This is a genomic window from Mycobacterium hainanense, assembly GCF_041890355.1.
Lineage (GTDB): Bacteria > Actinomycetota > Actinomycetes > Mycobacteriales > Mycobacteriaceae > Mycobacterium > Mycobacterium hainanense.
In genome coordinates this window covers 1,311,723-1,330,667 of record NZ_CP169059.1, presented here as the reverse complement: position 1 = coordinate 1,330,667, position 18,945 = coordinate 1,311,723, and the positions used below count along the sequence as shown (strand labels likewise).

18 protein-coding genes and 1 tRNA gene are annotated in these 18,945 nt (G+C 66.7%); 7 read left to right on the top strand and 12 right to left on the bottom strand.

The window, feature by feature from the left end; translation table 11 throughout:
• Positions 1-4: 4 nt before the first annotated feature.
• The 9 genes from ACEL92_RS06370 to ACEL92_RS06330 all read right to left on the bottom strand — a co-directional run bounded on the left by ACEL92_RS06370 (position 5) and on the right by ACEL92_RS06330 (position 8,749).
• Positions 5-889: a class II glutamine amidotransferase gene (locus tag ACEL92_RS06370; RefSeq protein ID WP_374024785.1), complete on the bottom strand. Its 885-nt coding sequence runs from the start codon at positions 887-889 to the stop codon at positions 5-7.
• Positions 890-922: 33 nt separating this feature from the next.
• Positions 923-2,554 carry a long-chain fatty acid--CoA ligase gene (locus ACEL92_RS06365; protein ID WP_374024784.1) on the bottom strand — a complete coding sequence of 544 codons (1,632 nt, stop codon included), beginning with the start codon at positions 2,552-2,554 and terminating at the stop codon, positions 923-925.
• Between the two features lie 144 nt (positions 2,555-2,698).
• A complete protein-coding gene (locus ACEL92_RS06360; protein WP_374024783.1) occupies positions 2,699-3,748 on the bottom strand; it encodes a YncE family protein in 1,050 nt (349 codons plus the stop codon).
• A gap of 385 nt (positions 3,749-4,133) precedes the next feature.
• Entirely contained in the window at positions 4,134-4,472 is a 339-nt protein-coding gene (locus tag ACEL92_RS06355; RefSeq protein ID WP_374024782.1) for a P-II family nitrogen regulator, read from the bottom strand.
• Between the two features lie 12 nt (positions 4,473-4,484).
• Entirely contained in the window at positions 4,485-5,900 is a 1,416-nt protein-coding gene (locus ACEL92_RS06350; RefSeq protein ID WP_374024781.1) for an ammonium transporter, read from the bottom strand.
• Positions 5,901-6,046: 146 nt separating this feature from the next.
• The gene (locus ACEL92_RS06345; RefSeq protein ID WP_374024780.1) at positions 6,047-6,817 is read right to left on the bottom strand and encodes a DUF427 domain-containing protein; all 771 of its coding nucleotides are present in this window, start codon (positions 6,815-6,817) and stop codon (positions 6,047-6,049) included.
• Complete coding sequence (locus ACEL92_RS06340) at positions 6,814-7,089, bottom strand: DUF6295 family protein (RefSeq protein WP_374024779.1); 276 nt, start codon at positions 7,087-7,089, stop codon at positions 6,814-6,816. The genes ACEL92_RS06345 and ACEL92_RS06340 overlap by 4 nt, the downstream gene beginning before the upstream one ends.
• Positions 7,090-7,101: 12 nt before the next feature.
• Entirely contained in the window at positions 7,102-7,857 is a 756-nt protein-coding gene (locus ACEL92_RS06335) for a dienelactone hydrolase family protein (RefSeq protein ID WP_374024778.1), read from the bottom strand.
• Positions 7,858-7,966: 109 nt separating this feature from the next.
• Positions 7,967-8,749, bottom strand: a complete 783-nt coding sequence (locus tag ACEL92_RS06330) for a hypothetical protein (RefSeq protein ID WP_374024777.1) — start codon at positions 8,747-8,749, stop codon at positions 7,967-7,969.
• A 254-nt stretch (positions 8,750-9,003) separates the two neighbouring features.
• Here ACEL92_RS06330 and ACEL92_RS06325 point away from each other — a divergent pair, with 254 nt between their 5' ends.
• Positions 9,004-10,014: a chemotaxis protein CheB gene (locus tag ACEL92_RS06325; protein ID WP_374024776.1), complete on the top strand. Its 1,011-nt coding sequence runs from the start codon at positions 9,004-9,006 to the stop codon at positions 10,012-10,014.
• Here ACEL92_RS06325 and ACEL92_RS06320 read toward each other — a convergent pair.
• The 3 genes from ACEL92_RS06320 to ACEL92_RS06310 all read right to left on the bottom strand — a co-directional run bounded on the left by ACEL92_RS06320 (position 10,011) and on the right by ACEL92_RS06310 (position 12,752).
• Entirely contained in the window at positions 10,011-11,228 is a 1,218-nt protein-coding gene (locus tag ACEL92_RS06320; protein WP_374024775.1) for a class I SAM-dependent methyltransferase, read from the bottom strand. The two genes, ACEL92_RS06325 and ACEL92_RS06320, sit on opposite strands and share 4 nt — an antisense overlap.
• Before the next feature lie 73 nt (positions 11,229-11,301).
• Positions 11,302-12,531 (bottom strand): class I SAM-dependent methyltransferase, encoded by a 1,230-nt coding sequence (locus ACEL92_RS06315; protein ID WP_374024774.1) that lies wholly within the window; start codon positions 12,529-12,531, stop codon positions 11,302-11,304.
• Between the two features lie 144 nt (positions 12,532-12,675).
• Positions 12,676-12,752: transfer RNA gene (locus ACEL92_RS06310), tRNA-Leu, on the bottom strand.
• A gap of 354 nt (positions 12,753-13,106) precedes the next feature.
• On the opposite strand from ACEL92_RS06310, the gene ACEL92_RS06305 reads away from it, so the two are divergent.
• The 6 genes from ACEL92_RS06305 to ACEL92_RS06280 all read left to right on the top strand — a co-directional run bounded on the left by ACEL92_RS06305 (position 13,107) and on the right by ACEL92_RS06280 (position 18,843).
• The gene (locus ACEL92_RS06305) at positions 13,107-14,012 is read left to right on the top strand and encodes a PE domain-containing protein (RefSeq protein ID WP_374024773.1); all 906 of its coding nucleotides are present in this window, start codon (positions 13,107-13,109) and stop codon (positions 14,010-14,012) included.
• Positions 14,013-14,070: 58 nt separating this feature from the next.
• Positions 14,071-15,231, top strand: coding sequence for a PPE domain-containing protein (locus tag ACEL92_RS06300; protein WP_374024772.1), 1,161 nt, complete (start codon positions 14,071-14,073; stop codon positions 15,229-15,231).
• 162 nt (positions 15,232-15,393) lie between these two features.
• Positions 15,394-15,690 (top strand): WXG100 family type VII secretion target, encoded by a 297-nt coding sequence (locus ACEL92_RS06295; RefSeq protein ID WP_007168951.1) that lies wholly within the window; start codon positions 15,394-15,396, stop codon positions 15,688-15,690.
• 43 nt (positions 15,691-15,733) lie between these two features.
• Positions 15,734-16,018, top strand: a complete 285-nt coding sequence (locus ACEL92_RS06290) for a WXG100 family type VII secretion target (protein ID WP_046182844.1) — start codon at positions 15,734-15,736, stop codon at positions 16,016-16,018.
• Between the two features lie 534 nt (positions 16,019-16,552).
• Entirely contained in the window at positions 16,553-17,326 is a 774-nt protein-coding gene (locus ACEL92_RS06285; RefSeq protein WP_374024771.1) for a response regulator transcription factor, read from the top strand.
• Positions 17,323-18,843: a sensor histidine kinase gene (locus ACEL92_RS06280; RefSeq protein ID WP_374024770.1), complete on the top strand. Its 1,521-nt coding sequence runs from the start codon at positions 17,323-17,325 to the stop codon at positions 18,841-18,843. Before ACEL92_RS06285 ends, ACEL92_RS06280 begins: the two co-directional genes overlap by 4 nt.
• Positions 18,844-18,945: the final 102 nt, after the last annotated feature.

The following is an 18,945-nucleotide window of genomic DNA, read 5'->3' as shown; positions in this document are numbered from 1 at the left end:
TCGGCTAGCGTCGGGCGCCCGGCAGCGCGTGTTGCGCCTCTTGGACCGGTGCGCTCAACTCCGCCCGGCGCAGCAGGTGGGCAGGCGGGTCGGGCAGGATCAGCCGGCGGTCGACGCGCAACGCGGCCCCGACGTGGACCAGCTCACCGGGCTCCAGCAGGCGCCAGCGGGGGTCGTCGTCCATGCGTTCGGTGGCGAACAGCACCGACGGGCGGGTGCACAGATGTTCAGACTGCGCGTGAATGCGGTTGCTGCGCATGTCGAATGTCGGGGCCTGGGTGGGGGCGTCGTCGGACCGGTCCAACATGTAGAGCTCATGGGTTTCGGGGTAGCGCAGCGCCCACATGTCGGTGGCCGTGCTCAGCAGCACGTTGACCGCATAGATCGGCACGTTGGCCGCGAGCCACCTCATCGCATCGGTCAGGCCCGCGGCGACGTCGCCGTCGAGCGCCCGGATCGAGGCGGTGATCAACGCGAACACCCGCTCGGAGTCGGTGTCGCCAAGCACCAAATCCTCGGTGCCGACCTCGCGGAGCCGGTCGTCGAGCACGTCGAGCCCCTCGAGCACGCCGTTGTGCGCGAAGATCCGGCCGTCTTGCAGGAAGGGGTGGGTGTTGCGCACGTCGAGGGAACCGGTCGTCGCGTAACGCACGTGCGCGATGAACGTCGTGCCGGTCAGGTCGCGGGCCTCGGTGGCGAACGCGGCGTCCTGCCAGGCCGCCATGGGCTGCTTGTCCAGCTGCGGCCGGCCGCGACCGTCGAAGACGCCCACGCCCGTGCCGTCCGGGTTTCTCCTGCTCTGCTCGGCCAGGCTGTCGGGGGCGTCCACCAACCAAAACGTCGCGGTGCAGACGTCCGTCCCGGCGTGGAGCCCGAAGAGTCGACACATGGTGTCGACGGTACCGAGCGTCAGCTCGCGAGCTCAGTCGCGGGCCTCGACCACCCAGTAGCCATGCTCGGCGTAGCGAGCCCGGATGGCCTTCTTGTCATACTTGCCCACACTGGTGCGCGGAATCTCCTCGACGAATGCCCACCGCTCGGGCAGCCACCAGCGAACCACTTTCTCCGCGAGGAACTTTCGCAGATCTTCGGCGCTGACCGTGGTGCCTTCCTTGGCCACCACGACGGCCAGCGGCCGTTCCTGCCAGCGCTCGTCGGGCACGCCGACGACCGCGGCCTCGATCACGTGCGGGTGCCCGATCAAGCTGTTCTCCAGCTCGACCGAGGAGATCCACTCGCCGCCGGACTTGATGACGTCCTTGGCCCGGTCGGTCAGGGTGACGAAGCCGCGCTCGTCGATCCGCCCCACGTCACCGGTGCGCAACCAGCCGGAATCGAACTTCGAGTCGTCGGGCGTCAGGTAATAGGAGGCGGCGATCCATGGGCCGCGGACCTCCACCTCGCCGACGGCCTCGCCGTCGTTGGGCAGCACGGTGCCGTCATCGTCGACGATCCGCATCTCCACGCCGCAGATCGGCTGCCCCTGGGTTGCCCGGATCGCCCAATGCTGCTCCTCAGGAGTTCCCGGGGGCGGCCACGCCATGGTGGCCATCGGTGACGTCTCCGTCATGCCCCACAGTTGGCGGATCTGAACGCCGTGGTTCTCCTCGAAGGTGCGCATCAGCGACAGCGGAACGGCCGATCCGCCACAGATCACCAGCCGCAGCGACGACATGTCGTGGTCGGGTTCGTCCTCCAGGCGATGCAACACGTCGTTCCAGATGGTGGGCACTGCGCCCGCCACGGTCGGCCGCAGGTCCTCGACCATGCGGATCAGCGAGCGGGCGTCGAGGTGGCAGTCGGGTAACACCAGATCGGCGCCGGCCATCAGTGCCGCGTAGGGCAGGCCCCACGCGTTGGCGTGGAACATCGGCACGATCGGCAGCACGCTGTCGACGGCGCCGACGCCGATGCCGTTGGTGGTGCAGGCCGCCATCGTGTGCAGGTAGCTCGAACGGTGGCTGTAGACCACGCCTTTCGGGTTGCCGGTGGTGCCGCTCGTGTAGCACATTGCTGCCGCGGACTTCTCGTCGAGCTCCGGCCAGCCGAACTCGGGGGATTCGGCGTCGAGCACATCGGCATATCGCAGCACGGTCTTGCCCGATTCCTCGAACGGGGCGGTGTCGCCCTCCCCCACGACGATCACGGTGTGCACGGTCTTGAGGTCGCCCAGCACCGGCGCGAGCAACCTGGCCAGCGACGCGTCGACCAGCACCACCTGGTCTTCGGCCTCGTTGGCGACGTAGGCGATCTGCTCGGCGAAGAGGCGGATGTTGAGGGTGTGCAGTACGGCCCCCATCGAGGGCACCGCGAGGTAGGTCGCCAAGTGTTCGGCGTTGTTCCACATGAACGTCGCCACCCGCTGGTCGCCCTTGACGCCGAGGCGGCGCAACCCGTTCGCCAGCCGGGCGGCGTCCTGGCCCAGTTCGCGGTAGCTGGCCCGCCGGTAGCTGTCGCCGGTGGCGGTGGCCACCGTGCGGGCGCCGTGCACGCCGCAGCCGTGGCGCATGATCGCGGTGATCGTCAACGGAAAATCCTGCATCGTGCTGTCCATTGAGGTACCGCCTTTGGATGTCGGCGCCGCATCGCCTGAAGTCAACGCACGAGACGCGGGGTGGCCGCATCCCGAACCGGGGGCGCGGGGCCGCCGGCAGCCTCCACCCTAAGCCCGCGTTCGGCGGCGGCGTCGGCAATCAACCTAAGCGAGTACGGGTTCCCGCTGCGCCGGCGCGGGCAGCCGGGCGGTCGACTCGTCGGCCAGTCCCGCGGCGATCGGCGCCACCGTGACCACGCCGGAGTAGTCGCCGATGTAGAGGTATCTGCCGTCGGGGCTTTCCACCACGCAGGACGGGTGCTGCACCGCCGTGATGTCACCCATGACGTCGTGCATGCGCGTGCAGACCACCGCCACGTGGTCGTCGCCGACCAGATAGGCGCGACGCCCGTCGCGGCTGAGCGCCAAGCGGGTGAGCGGACCGGCGACCTCGCTGAGCTTGCGGGTGCCGGTGATCTTGCGGGTTCGGGTGTCGATGACGTCGAGCACCGCGCCGACGACGGGGCCGCAACTGGCCACGTAGGCCGTGCCGCCGTCGTCGCTCAGCGCAATGTCGCGGATGGGTAATCCGAGCTCGTAGGCGCCGGCGACGCGCGAGCGCCGGGTGTCGATCTCGACCAGTTGGCCGCCCGACGGGCCGTTGGTGGCGGCGTAGAGCTGACGCCCGTCGGGGCCGATGCACACACAGTCCACGGTGGTGCCCGGCGCGGAGGCGAGGTCGATCACCTCGAAGTCGCCCGTCGTGGTGTCCAGGACAGTGACGTCGGCTCCCCGGGCGCTGTTGCGGCCGGTGTAGACGAATTGGCCGTCAGCGCTCACGGCGAGGCCGCTCACGCTGTTGGCCAGCGGATGCGTCGCGACGCGCGTATTCGTGGCGAGGTCAACGACGTCGACGGAGTCGTATGCCGCCGTCGCGCTGCTGACGTAGGCGCGGGGGGCGTCCCCACCGCTGAGTGCGATCGTGAAGGGCTCGCCGAGGCCGGTGACGGTCTGCACCACCCGCCGCGCATCGGTGTCGATGATCGAGACGGTGTCGCGGCCGTGATTGGCGACGATCAGCCGGCTGCCGTCCGCGTTGATACCCATGTCGCTGATCGGGCCCTTTCCCCCGGGAATCTGGACCATCGATGCATGGTGGCACTCGAAGGTATCTCGGTCGTTGTGGAAAGCCTTGCGGCCGTTCACATTGCTCACATTGCACCGCCTTTGCTGTTTTGTCGGCGCGGAGGAAAATGTCGCTGGCCCGTGGCACGACAGTTACGGCCCCCGGTCAACCGGATTTCAGCGCCGACCGGCGCTGACGTTGCTGCTCGAAGCGAGTCTAGCCACGGGTTCCCCGACCGAAGTGCGATGAATCGTCCGAGCAGTAACCTGGATCACCCGCTGCCTGAGAATCCGTTAAGGCTCCGATATGCCCTCGGCAGGCACTTTTCCGGCAGCGAACAATAAACAGCTTGGTTGCCAGGATGTTTACCGAGCGCCGCTAACACCGGTAGCTGCGCGTGAAACCGCCTGTGTAAGAGATTCTTAGCTTCGGCGACCTCCAGAGGCAAACATCACACCCACGTCCGGCCGCGCCTCAGAGCGCGTCGTGGTCGCGCTCACCACTGCGGATGCGAATCACACTCTGCACCGGTGAAACCCAGACCTTTCCATCACCGATCTTGCCGGTGCGAGCGACGCCGGTGATGGCCGTAACCAGTCGCTCGACGTGCTCGTCGTCGGTGAGCACCTCGACCCGTATCTTCGGAACGAAGTTCACCGCGTACTCGGCGCCCCGGTACACCTCCGTGTGCCCGCGTTGCCTGCCGTATCCCTGGACTTCGGAAACGGTCATGCCGAGCACCCCGGCCGTTTCGACTGCGTGCCTCACGTCGTCGAGGGTGAAGGGCTGGACGATCGCGGTGATCAGTTTCATGGCGTAGCCGCCTCAGTCGTCGGCCGACTCGGTGGTCCGGGAGCCCACCGACTCGGCCCGCGCTGACGCTAACGGCTCAATTTGCCGTCCGCTGACGAGCGTTTCGTCGGGGTAAGCCTCTTCGTCATGCGCACCCAGGTCGCCTGTGTCAAGAACCTCGTCGGGCAACCGCAACTTCATAAAGAGCCCGAGGACCCGCAGGATGACGAACGTCACCAGCGCATCCCAGACGATGACCGTGCCGGCGGCGCCGGCCTGGATGAGTATCTGTTTGGGATGGTGACCGTACAGCCAACCGGAGAAGGTCACGTCCTGTCCGGTGCTGCCGCCCAGGTATTCGACGATGTGCGGGTCCGCGAGCACTCCGACGAGCAACCCGCCCGCCAAGCCGGCCACACCATGGGTGTGAAACACACCCAGCGTGTCATCGACCTTCCTGAAAAGCCTTGTCCTGCCTAAGTAATTCCACGAGAACCAGACAAGCGTCGAAGCGACCAGGCCGATGATCATCGCACCGAAACTATTGACGAATCCGGCGGCCGGCGTGATGGCGACCAGGCCGGTGATCATCCCGTTGACGGCGCCGAGGAAGGTGGGTTTGCGCTGCTTGCTCGCGAAGATGTCCCAGATCACCCAGGTGAGCAATGCCACCGCTGTCGCCAGGTTGGTGTTGATGACAGCCAGCGACGCATCGGCCCCCGAGAAGTACGGGTCACCGCCGTTGAATCCGTTCCAGCCCAACCACAAAATCCCCGCACCGACCGCGGCCAGGGGAAGGTTGTTCGGCACGGCCCGTTCCCGGTCGCGCACAAGTCTCGGGCCGATCACCGCGGCCGCGACGAACCCGGACGTCCCGGCGGCGAGGTGGATCACGTACCCACCGCTGTAATCCAGGGCCCCGGCGTGTGACCACCAACCGCCGCCCCACAGCAGGAACGCGTTGACCGAGTACGCAAACGTCGACCAGAGCGGGACGAAGACCAGCCAGACTTTGAAGCTCATCCGGCCGATTACGCTGCCGAGAAACAGCAACGGGGTGATCGCGGCGAACACGAATTGGAAGTAGGCCAGCGTGGTCTCGGGGAATCGAAACGACGGCATGGTGCCATCCAGCAGCGGGATATAGGCGATCTGCTGGTTGTTGCTGCTCAGAATCGTCCGCGGCTTCCCGACCGCCGACGCCAGCATGCCTGGGCCCAGCTTCAGCGGCTCGCCGAAGCCCATCTTGAAGCCCCAGAGCACCCACACGACGAGTACCAGGGCGAACCCCGTGAAGGCCATCAACATCGTGTTGACGGCCCACTTCCTCTGCACTATTCCGCCGTACAGGACGGCGATGCCTGGAATGCTCATCAGGCCGACCAGAGTCGCCGCCACCAACTGCCAGGCGTTGTCTCCGGGGTTAACCCAATCTGGATAGGGCAACATGGTTCCGACACACCCCAATTCGAGCCATAGGCTATTTCAGAATCGGCTGCGGTGCGCAATGACGCCGTAGTCGGGTGAAGCGTCGAATGGCAATGTTTCGACTGTGTGTTCCCCAGTTTAAGAATTGATTTCGTAACTGCCGGACTCTAGCTGAACTGCGTCTTCGGCCGCGGCAAAGCCGCACCGTCGACGATGATATTCAGTTTCTCGTTGTAGAAAGCCACCAGACCGGCGATCTGGCCGACCGCGGGCAACGGGTAGTGATAGGTCCAGGCCAGGTCCGGATGCAGCGCTTCGCGGGAGCGCACGGACCAGTATCCCGACGTCACCCCTTTGTACGGACACAGCGTCTGCGTCGCGCTGGGCTCCAGGTGCTCGAAGGAGATGTCGGTGGGGTCGATGTAATACCTTGTCGGTAAACCCGTTTCGAACAGCAGGACTGGAGACCTGGTGTCGGCCAGCACAATTCCGTCCAGCTCGACGCGTACGTGCCGGTGCGACCGCAGGGCGTCCACCCGAGAATAGGGATTGCGCGGGTGGCCGTAGATCGGCTCGTCTTCCTCGAACCAGCGCAACGGATTCCATTCGAATCGCACCGTCCCGGCCACCTGGCCACCACCGTCGGCGTCGAACACCCGCGCGGCGGACGGATAGGTCTGGCCGGATGCCTCCAGGGAGTACAGCCGCGAGGCGCCGAATTGCACCTTCTGCGAATGGTTCTCGTCACGTAGGAACTCCTGCCGGACATCAGCCAGCGGAATGTAGTACTGCGGGTAGTACGGCACCTCCCACACGTAAAGCGCGCAGGTGGTGTCGAAGACCAACGCGTCTTTGAGATAGCCCCGCACCCGGCGCGGCGCGGGCTCGACTCTGCCGCGCGCGACGGCCATCTCGGGGTAATCACGCTCGGCCATCATTTCTGGTCCTTGGCGGCCAGCCCGGCCGGCGCGTGGGAGATCGCCCTTCGGATGGCGTCGGCCAGCGCAAGGGCGCTCTCCTCGGTGAGCTCCAGCGCCACCCGCGCCGACGGCCCGAGTTCCGGATTGATCACGTCGATGTTGACCGTGTGGCCGTAGGGTGCGTGGACCGGGTGGTCGAGGTACACGGTCGCGCGGCTGGCGCCGAACCATCCCGTGGCGCCCTTGCCGCTGCCGTCGATCCCGATGTGTTCGGTGAGATAGGTGCACATGACCGGCGAGACCTAGCCTTTCAGGTTGGTGGCGAAGAAGGCGTCGATGCGCCGCCAGCCGTCGACCGCCGCCTCGGGCCGGTATGCGGGCCGGTCGACGGAGAAGAACGAGTGGCCCGCGCCCTCGTAGGAGTGGAACTCGTGCGGCTTGTTCAGCCTGTTCAGCTCGTCGTCGAGCGCGGCCACCGCGGCCGGCGCCGGGAATCGGTCATCGAGCCCGAACAGGCCCAGCAGCGGGCAACTGAGGTTCGGCGCCAGCTGCAGGATCGGTTTCATGGCCTTGGGCATGCCCTCCGGCGGATCCTCGACGATGAAGGCGCCATAGCAGTCCACGGCGGCATCGAACGGCAGCGAACAGGCAGCCAGGTACGCGTGCCGCCCGCCCGAGCAGTGCCCGATGACGCCGAACTTGCCGTTGGCGCCCGGCAATGAGCGCAGGTGCTCGACCGCGCCCGCGACGTCGCCGACCAGGCGTTCATCCGGCACGCCGCCCGCCGCGCGCGCCGCCGCCGCCGCGTCGTCCGGCGACGCGCCCGGCGCCTCACGCGAATAGAGGTTCGGGGCCGCGGCGTGGTAGCCGCTGACGGCGAGGCGCCGGACGAACTCCTTGGTCTCGCGGTCATAGCCGGGCATGTGATGAATCCACACGACTCCGCCGCGTGCCCCCTCGGCGAGCGGCGTCGCGAGGTAGGCCTCGATCTCGTCGCCGCCGTGGCCGGTGATGGTGATCGTTTCCGCGCGGATGGCGTCTGGGCTGATCGCGTTCATTGCGACTCCTCTTGGGGGCTCCCGCATGGGCCGCACGCGGACGCGGGGCGCGTGCGGCGGGTCCTGGCCCGCCCCGCGGAACCCAACGTATCGGAAGACCCCGGCGCCGTCAGCGCCGCTTGTCGCGCACCTTGTACGTCGAGGGCCACGACTTGCGCGACTCGTCCCCGGTCAACGGGGTGCCCATGCCCCCGACCTTCACGTCGTAGGCCTCCTTCCCCGGGCCGACCTCCCGATTCGCGTGCTCCTGGGCAAGGAAGTACAGCTCGTCGATGGTGGCCTCGTCGTAGGCAACGAAGGAGGTTTCGCGCGCGACGTCGTCGATCCCGGCGAGCATCCGCTCGGGCAGCACCCGCGACGCGAGCGCCGCCAGGCCCAACGCCGTGAAGGGAATGAGCCAGTAGCACACGTACGACGACGGAGTTCTGAAGTCCAGCATGGTCGCGTCACCCCGGACGATCGGTGGGATCGCCGACGACACCGTCATGACGGCCAGAGTCCCCACCCACATCCAGCTCAGGGCGCTGACGGTCCGCCCGAACAGCTCGGTCGTGCGCACGTCTGCGGCCTGCTCCGCGGCGGCGAACGCGCGCACGAACGGCTTACCGGTCAGCGTGCCGACCAGCGCCACCACCAGGAACCCCGCGGTGCTCAGCGGCAGCATCCACCGCTGGGAGAACCAGTCACCGAGCGCAAAAGTCAACCCCGTCAACACCACAAACACTGCGGCGGAACCGATTTCGAGCGTCCGCTCCGGCTTGCCGGTGAGACTTCCGATCGCCAGTGCGATGGCCGCGACGGCCAGCCCGGCCAGCGCGGCGGCAGGCAACGGGACGTTACCGACGAGCACCCAATAGACGATCCACGGTGCAAGACCAAACAGCATACCCACGAGGGGCCAGTGTATGAGCGACGATTCCCGTGGCCCCCGGCGGCCGGGTCGAAAATTTGGTCCGCGGCCTAGGACCCCTGCCGCTTAGGCTTCTGCGGTGCCGATCCCGGTGGCGCCGATTGCTTTCCCCGCCGCACGCACGGGGGAATGGAGAGGGCTTATGGCCCTTGGCTCGCGGCCCCGCGGGGGCCAGTGTTGGAGCCGAACGGATCTGCAAAGCGGTCACCCGGGACAGGGCAAGGCTAGGTTGAGCCATGGGTCGCACGGCAACGCTGGCTGAGGGCGTGGTGGCGGTCGGCGCGTCCGCCGGCGGCATCGAGGCGTTGAGCGAACTGGCGGCGGGTATGCCGCCGGACTTCCCGTATGCGGTCATAATCGTCATCCACATGAGCCGTGCAGCGCCGTCCCTGCTGGCCCAGATCATCGACCGAAACGGCCCGTTGCCCGCGGTCGCGGCGCTCGACGGCGCCGTGCTGGAGGCCGGCCGCATATACGCCGCCGTACCCAACCACCATCTGCTCGCCCGCGATCACCGGGTGGCGCTGGCGGACGGGCCGTGGGAGAGCGGTCGCCGACCCGGGATCGACGCGCTCTTCCGTTCCGTCGCTCTGGACTATGGGCCGCGCGCGATCGGCGTCCTGATGTCGGGACTGCTCGACGACGGCGTGGCCGGCCTGCGCGCCATCCAGGCCAAGGGAGGAGTCACCGTGATTCAGGAACCGAGCGACGCGCTGTTTCCCGACTTGCCGAAGAACGCCATCAAGGCCGGCCTGGCCGATCACACGGCCGCGGCGAAGGAGATCGGCAGCCTGCTCGCGCGGCTCGCCGACCGCGACATCGAGGAGCAGGCGGCGGACCCCGACGGCCGGCTCGAGTTGGAGAATCAGATCGCGATGGACAGCCAGTTCGCCGCGTCCGTCGGCGTGGAAGACCTGGGCCCACCGACCGGGTACACGTGCCCGAGCTGCAACGGCGCTCTGATGTCGGTGGGCGACAACGCCTACCGCTGCCAAGTGGGCCACGCATGGACGGCCCAGGCGCTGCTCGTCGCCTACGGCGACGAACTCGAAGAAGCGATCTGGGGGGCGATCCGCAACCTGAAGGACACGGCGCGGCTGTCCAGCAGTCTCGCCGAGAACGCCGAGAGCGCAGCGGATCTCGAGGGGTACACCGTCGCGGCGAATCGGGCCGCCCACGCCATTGCCGCGTTGCGCCAGGGCCTTCTGACGGCCAAGGCCGAGAATCGGAAAGACTTGAACCGCTAAGCGGTGTGCAGCGCCATCGCCAAAAAGTCGAGACGCCACAGCGACTCGAACAGCTTTTGCCCGAATTCGCGCACTAGACCAGCGTTTTCGGGGCCGACGGCACCGCGCCGGGCGACGTGCTCGATGATCTCCCGGATCGTCTGACGGCCGTCCACCTGCTGAACGAACGGCAGCTGGGCCGGGTTGAGCTTCAGTTTGGCGCCGGGCAGGTGAATGTCGTCCCCGGACAGCAGGCAGGCCGTCCGCAACAGCGGGACGTAGTCGAGCGCCTGGGGCGTCGAGAAATCGATAGCGTAGTGCTCTTTCGGGCGTTCGGGGCGGCACGCCATGAAGAAGTGGGTGGCATTCGCGGGTTGCAGGCGCTCCATCACCGACCACAGTTGGACATCGGGCAGCTGGTTCAGCAGCGCCTGGAACCCGCTCGCCGGCGCGACGACGTCGTGTGGGTAGTACGGCGTCTTGTGAAACCAGCCCTGGAATACCAATCCGGCGGCGCCGACCAGGTCCAGGCATTCCGCAACGGTGTAGCTTCGCTGGCGACTGTGCAGGAACGTGTCGACCAGGGCGCCGTCGGACACCAGATCGCGCGCGCCCTTCAGGTACGAGCGGACGGGGTGATCCGCGGGCAGCACCGCGATCGCCTCTTTGACCATTTGGACCGACGCGTCGTCCTGCCCGAGTCCGAGGTCGCGGAACGCCGACTCGAGCATCTCCACGCCGATCCGGCCGTACTTCGCGTACAGCATGACGCCCAGCGCCCCGTCCGCACGCAGGCAGCCGCCGAGCGCCTTGAGCCCCGTCAACGGATCCGCCATGTGGTGCAGGACGCCCGTGGACACGATGAGGTCGAAGTCGCGCGACAGCGTCGCCACCTCTTCGATGGGCAGCAGGTGCAGTTCCAAGTTGTCCAGGCCGTGCTTGTCTTTCAGGTACTGCTCATGCTTCAACGCCGACCGGCTGACATCGATCGCGACCACCTTGGCGGTGCGGTTCATGAACGCGAAAAGGGCCGCCTGGAACGTTCCGCAGCCCGCGATGAGGATGTCGAGGTCGGGTTGGTACTCCCGGTTCGGCCACAACACCCGGTGCGCCCAGAACGGATCGAACCAATCCCAGTGCGTCGTGGTCCACGCCGCCAGATCGGCCACCGGAGGCGGGTATTCCCAGCGATCGTATTGGCTGGAGACGCCGTCGCTCCGCGGATCGTCGGTCACTTCGGCGCGGCTCCTTCGCGGTTGCGGTCGTGACCAACCTACTGCGCGGTGCGACGGTCGGGTCCAGCTCGTGCTAATCCGTGGGTTCCGTCTTCAACGCCATCGCCAGGAAGTCCAACCGCCACAACGCCTGAAACAGCGTGTGGCCGAATTCCTGAATCTGCGCACCGCCGCCCCGGTCGAAGTCTTTGAGCTGTGCCACGGATTCACATATCTCACGAATCGTCCGGCGACCGTCGACGCGCTGGACGAAGGGCAGCTGGGCCGGGTTGAGCTTCAGTTGCACACCGCGCAGGAAGATTTCGTCGCCGGACAGCCGGCACGCCGTTCGCACCAGCGGAACGTAATCGAGCGCTCCCGGGTCCGAGAAATCGACGGTGTACTGCTCCTTGGGCCGATCAGGGCGGCAGGCAATGAAATAGTGGGTGGCGTTCGTCGTTTGCAGGCGCTCCATCACTGACCACAGTTTTGCGTCCGGCAATTGGCTCAGTACCGATGGAAGTCTGCTCCCCGGCGGGAAAAGGTCATGCGGGTAATACGGCGTTTTGTGAAACCAGCCCTGGAAAGCGAGTCCGGCCGCACTGACGAGGTCCAGGCATTCCGCGACGGTGTAGCTGCGCTGACGGGCGTGCAGGAACGTATCGACGAGGCCGCCGTCCGACAGCAGGTCGCGCGCGACCCTGACATAGCTGCTGGCGGGGTGGTCCGCCGGGAGCACCGCGATCGCGTCTTTGACCAATTGGACCGATGCTTCGTCCTGTGACAGCCCCAGGTCATGAAACACCGATTCGAGGATCTCCACGCCGATCCGCCCATACTTCGCATAAAGCATGACGGCCAGCGCCCCGTCCGTGCGCAGGCATCCGCCGAGAGCTTTCAGTCCGGTCAACGGATCCGCCATGTGGTGCAGCACGCCGCTGCACACGATGAGGTCGAAGTCGAGTGCAAGCTCGCTCACCTTCTCGATCGGAAGCAGGTGCAGTTCGAGGTTGCCGAGTCCGTGCTTGGCTTTCAGGTACTGCTCGTGGTTCAGCGCGGACCGGCTGACGTCGATCGCCACGACCCTCGCGCCTCGGTTCATGAAGGCACACGCTGCCGCCTGGGACGTGCCGCATCCGGCAACCAGAATGTCGAGGTCCGGTTTGTACTCCCGGTCCGGCCAGAAGATTTGATGACTCCAGGAGGGGTCGAACCAATCCCAATGGCCGTTGGCCGCCCACGCCTCGAGGTCTTGGACCGGAGGCGGATACTCCCATCGGTCGTATTGCCGAGAGACGGCGTCAGTCCGCGGATCCTCGGTCACGTCGGCACTGGCTCCTTCGTAAATCGGCGACGGTGCGACCAACTTACGGTGCGACCAACTTACTGCGCCGAGCAGAGCCAGGCCCCAAATCAAATGCCGGCGGCAACGGGGCGGCCCCACGACGCCCATAGGGCCGTTTGGTGCTGGTGCCCCCAGTCGGACTCGAACCGACACTGGGCGGATTTTAAGTCCGCTGCCTCTGCCAATTGGGCTATGGGGGCCCGGCGGCGAATCTAGCGCGCGGGCGCCCAATCTTGGACATCGCATCCCCGTCGAACAAGCGAAATTTCCACCGTGCGGCGCCAATGGCCATGGGCTAGGATCCGCGCCCGCGCGCCTTAACCACGGCTGTACGGCAGATGACAGATGACACGGCTATGTCGCCCGACAGGGCCGTGTTAAAACTGACGACATCATCGTTAAAAAGCCGTAAACGGCTGTCACGCTGACGCTTTCGGTCGGGACCGTGGAGTCGTGGGTCGTTAGTGTTACGCCAACGCACAGGGGCCGTTACGCGAACACACAGGTCGATCCACCGCATGGGGGTCGGCTCGTTCCAACATTAGGAGCAATCGATGGCATTTCTGACAACTCAGACCGAAGAGATGCTCGCTGCCGAGCAGCTGCTGTCGGGGATCAACACCAACCTGGCGGCGCAGAACGCCGGCGCCGCGGCGGCGACCACGGTGATCGCTCCCGCGGGCGCCGACCCGGTGTCGGCCCAGCAGGCGGCCATCTTCACGGCGTACGGCACCCAGTACCAGACCCTCGCGGCCCAGGCCCAGACTTTGCTGGAAAATTACGCGCAGACCCTGGGCATCAGTTCCGGCAGCTACGGCGACACTGAGGCCATCAACGCGAGCCAGGCCGCGCTGTCGAACGCCGCTTCTCCGCTCGCCGCCGCCGCCGCGCAGCCGGGGAACACCCCGCTCGACTGGCTTGCCTACCTGCTCGGCAGTACCGGCAACGGCACCAACCCGAACATGCTCGGCGGGATCTTCGGCCTGTCGGGTAACGGCGCCAACATCGGCAACATCGGGTTCGGCAACTGGGCCTCGGCCGGTTCGGACCTCATCGGTCTGGCGGGTGGCGGTCTGCTGGACACCTCCGCTTCGGACGCCGCCGGTTCGGCCGCCAGCGCGGCGGGCCTGGCCGACACGACGGCACCGATGACGGGCGGCATGGCCGGTGGCGGCATGGCCGGCCTCGGCGCAGCGCCGATGGCCGCCGCGGGCCAGGCCACCATGGTCGGCAAACTCTCCGTGCCGCCGACGTGGGCCGCGCCCGCCACCCCGGTGGTGGGAACCAGCGCCGCGCCGCTGCAGACGGTGGGCTGGACCGCCGCCGCACCGCAGGCCGGCACGGGCACAATCATTCCGGGCATGCCGGGCATGGGTGCGGCCGCGCGCAACAGTGCCGGATTTGGGGCCCCCCGCTACGGCGTCAAGCCGATCGTCATGCCGAAACCGGCGACCGTCTAGCCCTCGGCCACTTCCTCGAAGACTTCAAATTCCAACAGACAAAGGAGCAGGAAACACAATGGTTCTTGACTTTGCAGCGATTCCGCCGGAGATCACCTCGACTCTCATCTACTCCGGCGCGGGCTCCGCGCCGCTCATGGCGGCCGCGGCAGCGTACGCCAACCTCGGTGCCGAGATCAGCACGACGGCGACCCAGTGGGAGTCGATCATCTCGTTGTTGACCAGCGAGCAGTGGACGGGCGGTGGTTCGGCCGCTGCGGCCGCCGCGGCCCAGCCGATCATCACCTACCTGACCCAGACCGCGGCCACGCTGGAACAGGCCAGCGCTCAGGCCACGGCGTCGGCCGCGGCGTTCGAAGCGGTGTATGCCGCCGTGGTGCCGCCACCAGTAGTCGTGGCGAATAGAACTTTGCAAGCGTCGTTGTTGCCGTTGGCGATTCTCCCGGGTGTCGCCGCCGAGATCGCCGCGCTGGATGCGGAGTACGCCGAGATGTGGGCCCAGGACGCCGCGGCGATGGCCGCCTACCAGGCGGCGTCGGCGGCGGCGGGGGTGCTGACCCCGGTGACGCCGCTGGCGTCGACCACCAACCCCGCGGCCGCCGGGGCCGCGGACAGCGCCGCGCTCGCCGCGGATTCGACCGGCGGTACGGTTCAGGCGCTGGCTCCCGCCGCGAACGCGGCGGCCCTGGCCGCCCCCACCCTGCCCTTCCAGACCACGGGAATCCTGGGGTCGATCGACAACTTCATCGGCACCCCGTCGGTGTTCAACGGCATCAACGGCGCCGTCAACACCGCGGCATGGTGGGTGTGCAACACCATCCCGACGGCCGTGTCGCTGGGGCACACCCTTGGCTCCGTGCCGTCGATCCCGTTCGCGCTCACCGACTCCGTCACGCCGCTTGCCGGCGGAATGGTGCCGGGCACGATGGTGGGCTCGGTGTCGGGCGCTGGAGCGTCGGCGGCCCTCGGCGAGGCCTCCGCGGTCGGCGGGCTGTCGGTGCCGGCCGGCTGGAATGCGGCCGCCCCGGCGACGTCGTTGGCTTCCTCCACCGCCCCGCTCGAGGGCTCGGGCTGGACGGCCGCGGCCGAAGCGGAGCCCGTCGCCGCGATGCCCGGCATGCCCGGTATGGCGGCGGCGGCCAAGGGCGCCGGTGCCTACGGCGCCGGGCCGCGATACGGCTTCAAGCCGGTCGTCATGCCCAAGCAGGTTGTCGTCTGATGTCGGAATACCGGTACGGGAAATAAGGGGGTACATGTCACCCGTTTGAGGCGATCAGTTAACCGGTAGGCCGTAATCTGTCCGATACGCAGCCACCGCCGCATCATTTGCAACTGTTAAGTACTTCGAGTTCGAAGGCTTGGAAAAACAAGGAGAAAGAACATGGCAACTCGTTTTATGACCGACCCGCACGAGATGCGGGCGATGGCGGGCCGCTTCGAGGTGCACGCCCAGACCGTTGAGGACGAGGCTCGCAAGATGTGGGCGTCCTCGATGAACATCGCCGGCTCGGGCTGGAGCGGCCAGGCGCAGGCGACCTCGTACGACACCATGGGTCAGGTGAACCAGGCCTTCCGCAACATCGTCAACATGCTCCACGGAGTGCGCGACGGGCTCATCCGCGACGCCAACAACTACGAGCAGCAAGAGCAGGCCTCGCAGCAGATCCTGAGCAGCTAGCAGTCGAAAACCACTGCTGTCCAACACTTTAAGGAGCTAAGCAATGACCATTAACTACCAGTTCGGCGATGTCGATGCCCACGGTGCTTTGATCCGCGCCCAGGCCGCGTCTTTGGAGGCTGAGCACCAGGCCATCGTTCGCGATGTGCTTGCTGCGGGTGACTTCTGGGGCGGCGCGGGTTCGGTGGCCTGCCAGGAGTTCATCACCCAGTTGGGTCGCAACTTCCAGGTGATCTACGAGCAGGCCAACGCCCACGGGCAGAAGGTGCAAAGCGCCGGCAGCAACATGGCCAGCACCGACAGCGCCGTTGGGTCCAGCTGGGCCTGACACCGCTTCTTCGCTCGAAGGGCCCGCACACCACGGTGTGCGGGCCCTTTCGATTTCGCGCTTTACCCGCCACCGGCGAGCGGTGCCGTCGGCCGCCCGGCCATGCCGGTATGAGCGGCGGCTTTTGCTGATCTTATTTTCCCGCGCCGTGCCATTCGGAGTCGGCCGCGAAACACATTCAAAGCCGCAAACTTTGGTGATTGGTTTCGTGCGAGCAGCATTTCGTCGTCCGCTGCACCGAGCGCACGTATTTCGGCCTGACCCCAACCGCGGCAATATCGGCGCGTTGAAATGATCCAAGTCGACCCGGGTGACCCCGCTTTCGGGATGCATCGCCCGCGACTGTGGGCGTGGACAAGCCAACGGCCCTGCGACCCAAAGTTTTTGGCGAACCGGGCCACCGCAAGCTGTCCGACCGAACTCCTAGAGAACCCCTATCTGAGCCGACTTACACGGCGCGGCCATCCCGCGCACATTTGAGAACTCTATGAACTCCGTGACAGTCAGGTGTGGGTCTTGCCAGAATGGAGGAACATGACCGCAATGTCGGACTACGCGGGTGGCCAGCGCCCCCGCCAGGCCATCCTCGGGCAGCTGCCCAGGATTTATCGTGCCGATGGCTCGCCGATCAGGGTCCTGCTGGTCGACGACGAGCCGGCGCTAACCAACTTGGTCAAGATGGCGCTGCACTACGAGGGCTGGGTTGTCGACATCGCCCACAACGGGCGCGAGGCCATGGCCAAGTTCGACAGGGTCAGTCCAGACGTGCTGGTGCTCGACATCATGCTGCCGGACGTCGACGGGCTGCGAATCCTGGAACGCGTCCGCCAATCTGACACCTACACCCCGACGCTCTTCCTCACCGCGCGGGATTCGGTGATGGACCGGGTCACGGGCCTGACGGCGGGCGCCGACGACTACATGACCAAGCCGTTCAGCTTGGAAGAGCTCGTGGCGCGGCTGCGCGGGCTGCTGCGCCGTTCCGGTCAGCAGACGCCGCCCGCGGCGGAGAACCTCAATGTCGGCGACCTGCGGCTGGACACGGCCAGCCGCGAGGTGACGCGGGGCGGCACGCAGATATCGCTCTCCTCAACCGAGTTCGAACTGCTGCGGTTCCTGATGCGTAATCCGCGCCGCGCGCTGAGCCGCAGCGAGATCCTCGACCGCGTGTGGAACTACGACTTCGCCGGGCGCACCAGCATCGTCGACCTCTACATCTCTTATCTGAGGAAGAAGATCGACTCCGGACGGGAACCGATGATTCACACGGTGCGCGGCGTGGGATACATGTTGCGGTCCCCGGAATGACCCGCGACCGGGACGCCCTGTCCGGCGATCTTCCGCGGTGGCTGCCCCGTTCGTTACGCCGCCAGCTGTTGCTGGGCGTGCTCGCCGTGGTCAGTGTGGTGCTGATGACGGTCGGAATCGTCTCCGTGCTGAGCCTGCGCGGCTACGTCACCGCGATGAGCGACGCCGACGTCGCTGAGTCCTTGGACGCGTTGGGCCACTCCTACCACAAATACGTTCGGAGCGAACGCGATCCGGCCGGCGGCGCCAAGCCACTGTCGGAGGCGATGCTGCAGTTCACCGATCAGACGCCGGGAAACCTGATCGTGGTGTTGCACGACGGCACGCTGATCGGGTCGGCTGTGTTCTCGGAAGCCGAAGCGCGCCCGGCGCCCGCCGACGCGGTCCACGCCATCGAGGAGCAGTCATGGACAAACGGCCCGCCACGGTCCGAGAACCTGGGCAGCCTTGGGTATTACCGGCTCAAGAGCCACGTCGATGGACCGGACGTGTTGATCGCCGGCGTGTCACTGAACCTCGCCGACCAAATCATTGCCCGCAAACAGGTCACCGCCACCCTCCTCATCGCGGCGGCGCTGATGGTCACCGCCGGACTCACCGTGTGGGTCGTCGGCTATACCCTGCGGCCGTTGCGCCGGTTGGCGGCTACCGCGGCGGAAGTCGCCGCCATGCCGCTCGCCGACGACGACCACCGGATCAGCGTCCGGGTCCGGCCGCGTGACACCAACCAGCAGAACGAGGTCGGCATCGTCGGCCACACCTTGAACCGGTTGCTGGACAACGTCGATAGCGCGCTGGCGCAACGCGCCGAGTCCGACCTGCGGACGCGGCAATTCATCACCGACGCCAGCCACGAGCTGCGGACCCCGCTCGCCGCGATTCAGGGATACGCCGAACTCACCCGCCAGGACAGTTCGGAGTTGCCGCCGACCACCGAGTACGCGCTGGCCCGCATCGAGTCAGAAGCGCGGCGAATGACGCTGCTCGTCGACGAGCTGCTGCTGCTGTCCCGCCTGGGCGAGGGGCAAGACCTGGAAAGCGAGGACGTCGACCTCGCCGCGCTTGTCGGCAACGCCGTCAACGACGCAGCGGTCGCGGCGCCGACACACCATTGGCTGAAGGACCTGCCCGACGAACCGGTGTGGGTGCGCGGCGATCACGCACGGTTGCACCAGCTGGTCAGCAACCTGCTCAACAATGCCCGGGTGCACAACCCGCCCGGGGTCACCGTCACGACCGCGATCACCTGCCGCCACGACGGTCCCGATGCGCCGTGCGCGGAACTGACCGTCGCCGACGACGGACCGGGCATCGACCCGGAGCTTCTCCCCCGCTTGTTCGAACGCTTCGCCCGCGCCGACAGCTCGAGGCTGAATGGAACCGGAACCGGACTGGGTCTGGCCATCGTCAGTTCGATCGTCAAGGCACACCACGGCTCCGTCACCGCCGAATCCACCGAGGGCAGAACGGTTTTCCGAGTCCGGCTGCCGATGATCGAAAAACCCGGCAGCCGCTGACGCGCGACATGCAGGTACGCTCGCCCGAGGCCGGTCTTTTGCCATGATTGGCTTGTTTCCTCCGACGAGCGCGCTAGTTGTCGGCTCGCTTCCCTAGTCGGG

Coding starts and splice junctions, on each gene's coding strand:
- ACEL92_RS06340 (WP_374024779.1), bottom strand. CDS start 7,089: ATGTGCACCTATCTCACCGAACACATCGGGATCGACGGCAGCGGCAAG.
- ACEL92_RS06335 (WP_374024778.1), bottom strand. CDS start 7,857: ATGAACGCGATCAGCCCAGACGCCATCCGCGCGGAAACGATCACCATC.
- ACEL92_RS06370 (WP_374024785.1), bottom strand. CDS start 889: ATGTGTCGACTCTTCGGGCTCCACGCCGGGACGGACGTCTGCACCGCG.
- ACEL92_RS06355 (WP_374024782.1), bottom strand. CDS start 4,472: ATGAAACTGATCACCGCGATCGTCCAGCCCTTCACCCTCGACGACGTG.
- ACEL92_RS06350 (WP_374024781.1), bottom strand. CDS start 5,900: ATGTTGCCCTATCCAGATTGGGTTAACCCCGGAGACAACGCCTGGCAG.
- ACEL92_RS06325 (WP_374024776.1), top strand. CDS start 9,004: ATGGGTCGCACGGCAACGCTGGCTGAGGGCGTGGTGGCGGTCGGCGCG.
- ACEL92_RS06305 (WP_374024773.1), top strand. CDS start 13,107: ATGGCATTTCTGACAACTCAGACCGAAGAGATGCTCGCTGCCGAGCAG.
- ACEL92_RS06300 (WP_374024772.1), top strand. CDS start 14,071: ATGGTTCTTGACTTTGCAGCGATTCCGCCGGAGATCACCTCGACTCTC.
- ACEL92_RS06295 (WP_007168951.1), top strand. CDS start 15,394: ATGGCAACTCGTTTTATGACCGACCCGCACGAGATGCGGGCGATGGCG.
- ACEL92_RS06285 (WP_374024771.1), top strand. CDS start 16,553: ATGACCGCAATGTCGGACTACGCGGGTGGCCAGCGCCCCCGCCAGGCC.
- ACEL92_RS06290 (WP_046182844.1), top strand. CDS start 15,734: ATGACCATTAACTACCAGTTCGGCGATGTCGATGCCCACGGTGCTTTG.
- ACEL92_RS06280 (WP_374024770.1), top strand. CDS start 17,323: ATGACCCGCGACCGGGACGCCCTGTCCGGCGATCTTCCGCGGTGGCTG.
- ACEL92_RS06365 (WP_374024784.1), bottom strand. CDS start 2,554: ATGGACAGCACGATGCAGGATTTTCCGTTGACGATCACCGCGATCATG.
- ACEL92_RS06345 (WP_374024780.1), bottom strand. CDS start 6,817: ATGATGGCCGAGCGTGATTACCCCGAGATGGCCGTCGCGCGCGGCAGA.